This is a genomic window from Rhodococcus sp. DT1 (assembly GCF_049844875.1).
Classification (GTDB): domain Bacteria; phylum Actinomycetota; class Actinomycetes; order Mycobacteriales; family Mycobacteriaceae; genus Rhodococcus.
This window is the reverse complement of sequence record NZ_JBNCLW010000001.1, coordinates 920,654-929,584: the sequence shown is the minus strand read 5'-3', so window position 1 is coordinate 929,584 and position 8,931 is coordinate 920,654. Positions and strand designations below refer to the sequence as shown.

At 68.9% G+C, this 8,931-nt stretch carries 8 protein-coding genes and 1 rRNA gene; all 9 read left to right on the top strand.

Annotated features, from left to right (window positions below; genetic code table 11):
* Positions 1-131: 131 nt before the first annotated feature.
* The 9 genes from rrf to ACLQ3J_RS04245 all read left to right on the top strand — a co-directional run bounded on the left by rrf (position 132) and on the right by ACLQ3J_RS04245 (position 8,871).
* A 5S ribosomal RNA gene (rrf, locus tag ACLQ3J_RS04285) occupies positions 132-248 on the top strand.
* Positions 249-325: 77 nt separating this feature from the next.
* Positions 326-1,765 carry a hypothetical protein gene (locus tag ACLQ3J_RS04280; protein WP_169622366.1) on the top strand — a complete coding sequence of 480 codons (1,440 nt, stop codon included), beginning with the start codon at positions 326-328 and terminating at the stop codon, positions 1,763-1,765.
* On the top strand, positions 1,762-2,799 hold the full coding sequence (locus ACLQ3J_RS04275) for an HAD-IIA family hydrolase (RefSeq protein WP_425902255.1): 1,038 nt from the start codon (positions 1,762-1,764) through the stop codon (positions 2,797-2,799). Before ACLQ3J_RS04280 ends, ACLQ3J_RS04275 begins: the two co-directional genes overlap by 4 nt.
* Before the next feature lie 53 nt (positions 2,800-2,852).
* On the top strand, positions 2,853-3,071 hold the full coding sequence (locus tag ACLQ3J_RS04270) for a hypothetical protein (protein WP_169622364.1): 219 nt from the start codon (positions 2,853-2,855) through the stop codon (positions 3,069-3,071).
* A gap of 1 nt (position 3,072) precedes the next feature.
* A complete protein-coding gene (locus ACLQ3J_RS04265; RefSeq protein ID WP_425902254.1) occupies positions 3,073-3,897 on the top strand; it encodes a TlyA family RNA methyltransferase in 825 nt (274 codons plus the stop codon).
* Between the two features lie 98 nt (positions 3,898-3,995).
* On the top strand, positions 3,996-4,892 hold the full coding sequence (locus tag ACLQ3J_RS04260) for an NAD kinase (protein ID WP_296550984.1): 897 nt from the start codon (positions 3,996-3,998) through the stop codon (positions 4,890-4,892).
* Between the two features lies 1 nt (position 4,893).
* Entirely contained in the window at positions 4,894-6,663 is a 1,770-nt protein-coding gene (recN, locus tag ACLQ3J_RS04255; RefSeq protein WP_169622361.1) for a DNA repair protein RecN, read from the top strand.
* A 73-nt stretch (positions 6,664-6,736) separates the two neighbouring features.
* On the top strand, positions 6,737-7,921 hold the full coding sequence (steA, locus tag ACLQ3J_RS04250) for a putative cytokinetic ring protein SteA (RefSeq protein ID WP_169622360.1): 1,185 nt from the start codon (positions 6,737-6,739) through the stop codon (positions 7,919-7,921).
* Positions 7,918-8,871: a copper transporter gene (locus tag ACLQ3J_RS04245; RefSeq protein ID WP_169622359.1), complete on the top strand. Its 954-nt coding sequence runs from the start codon at positions 7,918-7,920 to the stop codon at positions 8,869-8,871. The genes steA and ACLQ3J_RS04245 overlap by 4 nt, the downstream gene beginning before the upstream one ends.
* Positions 8,872-8,931 lie beyond the last annotated feature (60 nt).

The window sequence follows — 8,931 nt, the reverse complement described above, 5'->3', positions numbered from 1 at the left end:
GTGACTGGTACTAATAGGCCGAGGACTTTCTAACGAAGGTGCTACGCGTCCACTGTGCGGTTTCTGAAACAGCACACACATGCACTTCTTTCCCTTTGGGGTGGGGGTGTGTGCGTGGAGTTTCATAGAGTTACGGTGGTTATAGCGTGGGGGAAACGCCCGGTCCCATTCCGAACCCGGAAGCTAAGCCCCATTGCGCCGATGGTACTGCACTCGACAGGGTGTGGGAGAGTAGGACACCGCCGAACACCCGTTACCGAAAGGGGACCCAATAATTGGGTCCCCTTTCGTGTTTTTATCGTGCTTTTATGAAAGGATTTTTTCTGTGTCCGACAACAACGGTGAGCGTCGATCCTTCCGGAGTGGAGGATCTACTCCCTGGTCGGGCCGGGGCGAAGGCAAAGAAGGCTCGCAGACCAATCGCGGCAACGACGACCGCAGGCAGAGCGGCGACAGGCGTGACGATTCCTCCGCCGGGCGCGGAGACGACCGCCGGCCACAGCGGAGCGGTGAACGCTCCTACCCGGATCGCGCACAGCGCGGCCGAAGCGAGGATGCGCGCCCCCGCCGAGAAGGCGATGCACGACCCGACCGCAACAACGACTCCCGGCCTCGCCGTGAAGGCGATGCGCGTCCGCCCCGCAGCGACGACAGGTCCGACCGCGGCTACCGGCCGCAGCGCGACCAGCCGTCCGGCGACCGCCGACGTGACGACTCCCGTCCCGCCCGTAGTGGCGACTCGCGACCGAATCGCGACAGCGATCCTCGGCAGAGCAGGGGTGACGACCGCGGACGGCAGTTCGGTGATCGGAACCGACCTGCGTCGGATCGGTCCCGCGGAGACGCCGGTCGCAGCGAGCGTCCGAATCGCCCGACCGGTGACCGCAGCCGCGATGACGCACGCGGCGGAGCCCGCAGCTACGGCGGCGATCGCCGTGGCACCGACGACCGCCGTGGAAGCGACGATCGCGGAGCCCGCAGCTACGGCGGTGATCGCCGCGGTGGCGAAGCCCCTCGTCGTCGTGGCGGCGAAGGCGGATTCGGCCCGGCAGGGGGACGTGACGGTTCTGCTCCCCGGCGCGATGCCCGCCCCGACGAGCCGGACCTGCCCGAGAACGTCGAAGCCTCGGAACTGGACCCGGCGATCCGGCGCGACCTCCTCAGTCTCGACAAGCTGAACGCCAACGCCGTCGCACGTCACCTGGTCATGGCGGGCAAGCTCATCGACGACGACCCGCGTCTCGCATTGGCGCATGCCCGTGCCGCACGTCAGCGTGCCGGCCGGATCGCAGTCGTCCGTGAGGCCGCCGGTATCACCGCGTATCACGCAGGCGAATGGGCCGAGGCGCTCTCCGAGCTCCGTGCAGCACGCCGGATGTCCGGTGGAACAGCACTTCTCGCTGTCATGGCCGATTGCGAACGTGGCCTCGGACGGCCGGAGAAGGCCATCGAACTCGGGCGCAGCGAAGAAGCACGTGCCCTCACCGGCGACGAAGCCAGCGAACTGCGGATCGTCGTCGCGGGTGCCCGCATGGATCTCGGCCAGTACGACCAGGCCGTGGTGACACTGCAGACCTCCGATCTCGACCCGACCCGCACCGGTACGCCCGCGGCACGGCTCTTCTACGCGTACGCCGACGCACTCGTCGCAGCGGGACGCGCGGAAGAAGGCGTGCAGTGGTTCCTGCACTCTGCGGAAGCCGACATCGAAGGCGTCACCGACGCCGAGGATCGGGTGGAGGAGCTCACCGGAGGAGACTTGTGACCTCGTCGAGCGGCGCCTTCGGCGACGCGGCGGCCGAGTACACCGGTGACTCTCTGCGTTCGCTCTACGATGTCCTCCTGCTCGACCTCGACGGCACGGTCTATCGAGGCGCGGATGCCGTTCCCGGTGCCCGCGAGGCGTTGACCGCAGGCGACAGGCTGTTCTATGTCACGAACAACGCGAGCCGTCGCCCGAGCGAAGTCGCCCGCCATCTCCGCGACCTGGGGTTCCCGGCGGACGACGCGTCGGTGGTGACGAGTTCGCAGTCCGCCGCCCGTCTGCTTGCGGAACAGGTGCCGTCGGGATCACCTGTTCTGGTGGTCGGTACCGACGCTCTGGCAGAGGAGGTCGCCCGGGTGGGATTGAACCCGGTGCGGACCGCCGACGCAGATCCCGTTGCCGTGGTCCAGGGACATTCACCCGAGACGGGGTGGCCGATGCTCGCCGAGGCGACACTCGCCATTCGTGCCGGCGCCTGGTGGGTTGCGACCAACATCGACTCGACGCTGCCCACCGAACGGGGACTGGTGCTCGGAAACGGGTCTATGGTCGCAGCGGTACGTCACGCCACCGGCGCCGAGCCCGTCGTGGCAGGCAAGCCGGCGGCTCCTCTGCTCGAGGATGCGATCCGGCGGGGTGCCGCACAACGGCCGTTGGTCATCGGTGATCGGCTCGACACCGACATCGAGGGTGCCAACGCAGTCGGCGCGGACTCCCTCCTGGTCCTGACCGGCGTCAGCACGGTCGACGACCTGTTGCGCGCTCCCGTGGAGCAACGCCCCACGTACGTCGGTGCCTCGCTCGGGTGCCTCGACGCTCCGGCGTCGGAGGTCCGGGTGATGCCCGCCGAGGGCTGGTCGGTACGGCTCGAGGACGGCGATCTGCATCTCGAGTCCACCGGGGTGGTCGGCGACGCGATGGAGGTCTTGCGCGGACTGCTCGATGTTGCCTGGTCGAACCCCGGTTTCGGCCGGCTCCGGCCGGTCGACGAGCACGCGCGCACTGTGCTCGCGGAGTGGGGCATCGCTTCCTGAATCGGGTCGTGCCGTGTGCCGGTCGTGGCGTGGATGCACTAGCGTGGTCGGTGATGAGCACGTCTATTCCACGCCCCGGCGAACACGTTCCCGGCCCACGAGTCGCGATCGATCCCGACCGTATCCACGCGGAGGTCGATGCGCTGCTGATGCGCGCGCGCGACAGCGCGGACACCTCCGACACGGCCCAGGGGATCTCCCGCCAGGCCCAGCTGCTCGACCAGGCCCACGACGTTCTCGTGCAGGCGCTGGCGACCGTGGACAAGATCTGACGTGGCGCGCCGAGCACGGGTCGACGCAGAACTGGTACGACGCGGATTGGCGCGTTCGCGGGAGCACGCGAGCGAGCTGATCGCCGCGGGCCGGGTGTTGATCGCAGGCACGGTGGCGACCAAAGCCGCCACCGCAGTCGAGCCGAACACCCCGCTGCTCGTCACGGAGGTCGCGGACGAGGTGTCCTGGGCCTCACGTGGCGCGCACAAACTCCTCGGAGCACTCGAAGCCTTCACCCCGCAGGGCCTGGAGATTTCCGGGAAGCGATGCCTGGACGCAGGTGCGTCGACGGGGGGATTCACCGATGTCCTTCTGCACGAAGGCGCGTCGGAAGTGGTCGCCGTGGACGTGGGGTACGGGCAGCTCGTCTGGAGACTGCAATCCGACCCGCGTGTCCACGTCATCGATCGAACAAATGTGCGTACCATCGACGCGGATCTCATCGGAGGACCGGTCGAATTGGTGGTGGCGGATCTGTCGTTCATCTCTCTGAAGCTGGTGTTGCCCGCGTTCGTGCGTTGCGCGGCTCCCGGCGCCGACCTGCTTCCGATGGTGAAACCCCAGTTCGAAGTCGGCAAGGACCGGGTCAGCAGCGGCGGCGTCGTGCGAGACCCCGAACTCCGGGCCGAAGCGGTGCTCGAAGTGGCACGCGAGGCCCAGCGAGCGGGGCTCCGCACCCGGGGAGTGGTCGCGAGCCCGCTACCGGGTCCGTCCGGAAACGTGGAGTACTTCCTCTGGCTGCGGGCCGGAGAGCCGGGCGCCGAGGACCTGGACCCGAACGTGATCGATCTCGTCCACCGCGCGGTACAGGAAGGACCACAGTGACAACAGGGCCGGCGCAGCCGAACCCGGGGACAAGAGGGCCGGCGCAGCCGAACCCGGGCACCCCGGCGCCGACGGGTCCCGGAGGCACCGAACGCGAGATCTTGCTCGTCTCGCATGCGGGTCGCGACGAGATCGCCACCACTGCCCTGCGGGTCGCCAAGGTTCTGGGCGAAGCGGGCATCGGTCTACGGGTACTCGAGGACGAGGCAGGCAGCAACGGGCTGGGAGTTCTCGCCATCCCGGGCAGTTTCATTCGCATCGTCGAACCCGGTCCCGACGCCGCCGCAGGCTGCGAGATGGTCATCGTGCTGGGCGGGGACGGAAGTTTCCTCCGCGCTGCCGAACTCGCACAGTATGCGTCGGTCCCTGTGCTGGGCATCAACCTCGGACGAATCGGGTTCCTTGCCGAGGCGGAAGCCGAACACCTCGAAGACGCGTTGCATCAGGTCGCCCACCGCGAATACCGCATCGAAGAACGAATGACTCTGGACGTGACCATCCGCGTCGACGACAGGATCGTCGACCGCGGCTGGGCGCTGAACGAGGCGAGCCTCGAGAACAAATCCCGGCTCGGGGTGCTCGAGGTCGTGCTCGAGGTCGACGGCAGGCCGGTCTCGTCGTTCGGTTGCGACGGGGTGCTCATTGCAACCCCCACGGGTTCGACCGCCTACGCGTTCTCCGCGGGCGGTCCTGTGGTGTGGCCGGAACTCGAGGCACTGCTGGTGATCCCGAGCAACGCACACGCGCTGTTCGCGCGCCCGCTGGTGACGAGTCCCGAATCGATCATCGCCGTCGAAACCCTCGCGGGTGGTCACGACGGGGTGGTGTTCTGCGACGGCCGGCGCACGCTCGAACTGCCCGCGGGCGGACGCCTCGACGTGGTGCGCGGCCGGCACCCGGTGCGCTGGGTACGGCTGGATTCGGCACCGTTCGCAGACCGGATGGTGCGAAAGTTCGAACTTCCGGTGAAGGGCTGGCGGGGAAGGAAGCTCTGAGATGCTCGCTGAGATCAGGATCGACAACCTGGGCGTCATCTCCGAGGCGAGCGCCCGGTTCCACGGTGGTCTCACCGTGCTGACCGGCGAGACGGGTGCCGGCAAGACCATGGTGGTCACGAGCCTGCACCTGCTGTCCGGGGTTCGGGCGGACGCGACACGGGTCCGCGTCGGCGCGAACCGTGCCGTGGTCGAGGGACGCTTCAGCGTCGACGACGGTGCCAGTCATGTCGAAAAAGAAGTCGCCCGGCTTCTCGAGGCCGCCGGCGCGCAACGCGACGAGGACGGCAGCATCATCGCCGTCCGCAGCGTGGGCAGCGACGGCCGGTCCCGCGCCCACCTCGGGGGACGCAGCGTCCCGGTGGGTGTGCTCTCCGAATTCACCGACCCGCTGCTCACCGTGCACGGGCAGAACGACCAATTGCGCCTGCTCCGCCCGGGCGAACAGCGTTCCGCGCTGGATCGGTTCGGCGGAAAGGCGATCGCTCCGCTGCTCGACCGGTATCGCACGCACCGACGTCGGTGGCTCGACGCCCGCGCCGAATTGCACGAACGTACCGAGCGGTCGCGGGAGCTGGCGCAGGAAGCCGACCGTCTCCAGTACGGACTCGACGAGATCGAGCGCGTCGATCCGGAGCCGGGGGAGGACGCCCGGCTCGTCGACGACGTCCGTCGTCTGTCCGATCTCGATTCCCTCCGCGAGGCAGCGATGGGCGCACACGCGGTGCTCGCCGGACAGGACGCCGCCGACGGTGACGAAGCCCGCTCCGCACTCGACTTGCTGGGTGAGGCACGCTCGCGCGTCGACGGCAGCGACGACCCGGCCCTTCGTGACCTCGGGCCGCGCTTGGACGACGCCATCGCGGTGGTCACCGACGTGGCCGGCGATCTGTCGGGCTACCTGGGGGATCTTCCCTCCGACCCGGGTGCGCTCGAGACCCTGCTCACCCGGCAGGCCGAACTGAAAACCCTCACCCGGAAATACGCGGCGGACGTCGACGGAGTACTCGAGTGGGCGCGCAGCGCACGAGAACGACTCTCGGGTCTCGATGTGTCCGCCGAGGCCCTCGACAAACTCGCCGCCGAGGTCGACGCCGAAGCCGCCGCCACCGCGGAGGCCGCGACGGCACTGTCGGCGGCACGCCAGAAGGTGGCGGGGAAGCTGGCGAAAGCGGTGAGCAAAGAACTCGCCGGACTGGCGATGGGCCGCGCGGTGCTCGAGGTACAGATCCGCGAACAGCAGGCCGCGGCGGCAGATTCCGCGCCGCTGCCGATCGGCGATCGCGTCCTGCACGCCGGTGAGTCCGGCGTCGACGAGGTGGAGTTCCGGCTTGCCGCGCACGGCGGCGCTCCGGCTCTTCCCCTGGCGCGCAGCGCGTCCGGCGGCGAGCTCTCGCGGGTGATGCTCGCGCTCGAGGTGGTCCTCGCCGGATCCGAGCGTGGCGCGACCATGGTCTTCGACGAGGTCGACGCCGGCGTCGGAGGCCGCGCCGCTGTCGAGATCGGCCGTCGGCTGGCTCGGTTGTCCCGCACCCATCAGGTCATCGTCGTCACACACCTCCCGCAGGTCGCCGCGTTCGCCGACACGCACCTGGTGGTGGACAAGGTGGACGATCGCGCCGGGGTGGTGAGCAGCGGCGTGCGGATGTTGTCGGACGCCGAACGTGTCGCCGAACTCGCCCGGATGCTCGCGGGACTCGACGACACCGAGACCGGTCGCGCCCACGCCGAGGAGTTGCTCGCCGTCGCGCACGCCGAGCGGGCACAGTGATCGGGCCGTCGACGCGGCGTCGTCTCGGCGCGCCTCCGATAACTGACCGGAACTCCGGAGCATCATCTTTGCCATGAAGATGCCGGCGCTGCTGTCACGTACCAACGAAACGTTGCCCGGAGTCAGCGGTATCGCGAGGGTCGATACGAACTCCGCGAAGCTGTTGCGTCGGGTCGGTCCCGGCGACGTGGTGGTCCTCGACGCGCTCGACCTCGATCGTGTCACCGCCGACGCTCTCGTCGAAGCAGGCGTGTCGGCCGTAGTCAATGCATCGGCCTCGATTTCGGGCCGGTACCCGAATCTGGGGCCCGAGGTGATCGTCGCCAACGGCATCCTCCTCGTCGACAACACCGGCGCCGAGACATTCAAGAAGATCAAGGACGGCGCCAAAGTCCGGCTCTACGAGGGTGGCGTATACGCCGGCGAGCGACTGCTGGTGCAGGGCGACGAACAGACCGAGGCCGAGATCTCCGATCGGATGATCGAAGCCAAGACGGGTCTCGTCGACCATCTCGAAGCGTTTTCCGGCAACACCATCGAGTTCATCAGGTCAGAAAGCCCGCTGCTCATCGACGGCGTCGGCATCCCGGAGATCGACCTCGACCTGCGCGACCGGCACGTCGTGGTGGTGTCCGATGGGCCCGGCCACGTCCAGGACCTCAAGGACCTCAAGCCCTTCATCAAGGAATATTCGCCGATTCTCGTCGGCGTCGGACCGGGTGCGGACGCGCTCACCAAAGCCGGATACCGGCCTGATCTGATCGTCGGTGATCCGGACGGGATCGGCACGGCGACCCTCAAATCCGGTGCCGAAGTCGTGCTGCCCGCCGACCCGGACGGCCACGCTCCCGGACTCGAACGCATTCAGGACCTCGGTATCGGCGCGATGACCTTCCCGGCGGCCGGAACGCCCACCGACCTCGCGCTGCTGCTCGTCGACCATCACGGCGCCGCGCTCGTGGTCACCGTGGGCAGCACCGTCTCGCTCGACGAGTTCTTCGACCAGGGACGCCGCGACACCAACCCGTCGGCGGTCATGACGCGCCTCAAGGTCGGACCGAAACTCGTCGACGCCAAAGCTGTCGCCACCCTGTACCGCAGCCGCGTCTCCGGCGGCATCATCGCCTTGTTGATCTTCGCGGCGCTGATCGCGATCATCGCGGCCCTGGTCGTCTCCAATCTCGGGGGCGATGTCGTCGCCCTGGCCCAGGAATGGTGGGACAGCGCCGTCGACTGGGTCCGGGGCCTGCGCGCGTGATCTCGCTGCGTCACCACGCCGTCTCGCTGGTGGCCGTGTTCCTGGCCCTGGCGCTCGGCATCGTGCTCGGATCGGGACTGCTGTCGGGCAGCGTGGTCTCCGGCCTGCGCGACGACAAGTCCGAGATGCGGCGCGAACTGCAGGAGGCCGAGGACCGTGCCGCCCGGCTCGACGGACAACTCGTCGCCGCCGACGGATTCGACGCCACCGTCGCGCCGCGCGTGGTGCGCGATGTCCTCACCGACCGCACCGTCCTCGTCGTCACCACCCCGGACGCCGATCCCGCCGACGTCGACGCACTCGTACGCACGGTGGGGGACGCCGGAGGCAGGGTCACCGGCCGGCTCGCGCTCACCGAGTCCTTCGTCGGCGCGTCCGGAGCCGACCAACTTCGCACCACCGTCACCAACGTCATCCCCGCCGGGGTGGAGCTGCAGACCGGCGCCATCGATCCGGGCAGCCTCGCCGGGGACCTTCTCGGCGCAGTGCTGCTGGTCGACCCGGCCACCGGCGAGGCTCGCGGCACACCGGAGGAACGCGCACTGGCCCTGACCACTCTGCGCAGCGGCGGCTTCATCGGCTACGACGACGGAGAGGCCGAACCGGCGCAGACGGCGCTCGTCGTCACCGGAGAACCCCCTACCGGGAGCGATACCGCCGGCGGAAACCGCGGGGCGCTCGTGGCCCGCTTCGCCGCCGCTGTCGACGCGCGCGGAGCCGGCGCCGTCCTCGCCGGTCGGCCGGGCGCTGCAGCCGGAAACGGCCCCGTCGCCGTGGTGCGTGCCGACGCGGCACTGTCCTCAGGGCTGTCCACCGTCGACAATCTCGATCGGGAAGCCGGCCGGATCACCACAATTCTCGCGGTCCGGGAACAGCTCGACGGAGGCGCCGGACGCTACGGCACCGGTCCCGGAGCGAGCGGCGTCACCGTCGGTTCCGCGGCGCGCTGAGCGCACCCGTCCGCCCCGGTGCGCGTGCTCCAACCGCCCGGGAAATGTGACGTCCACAGC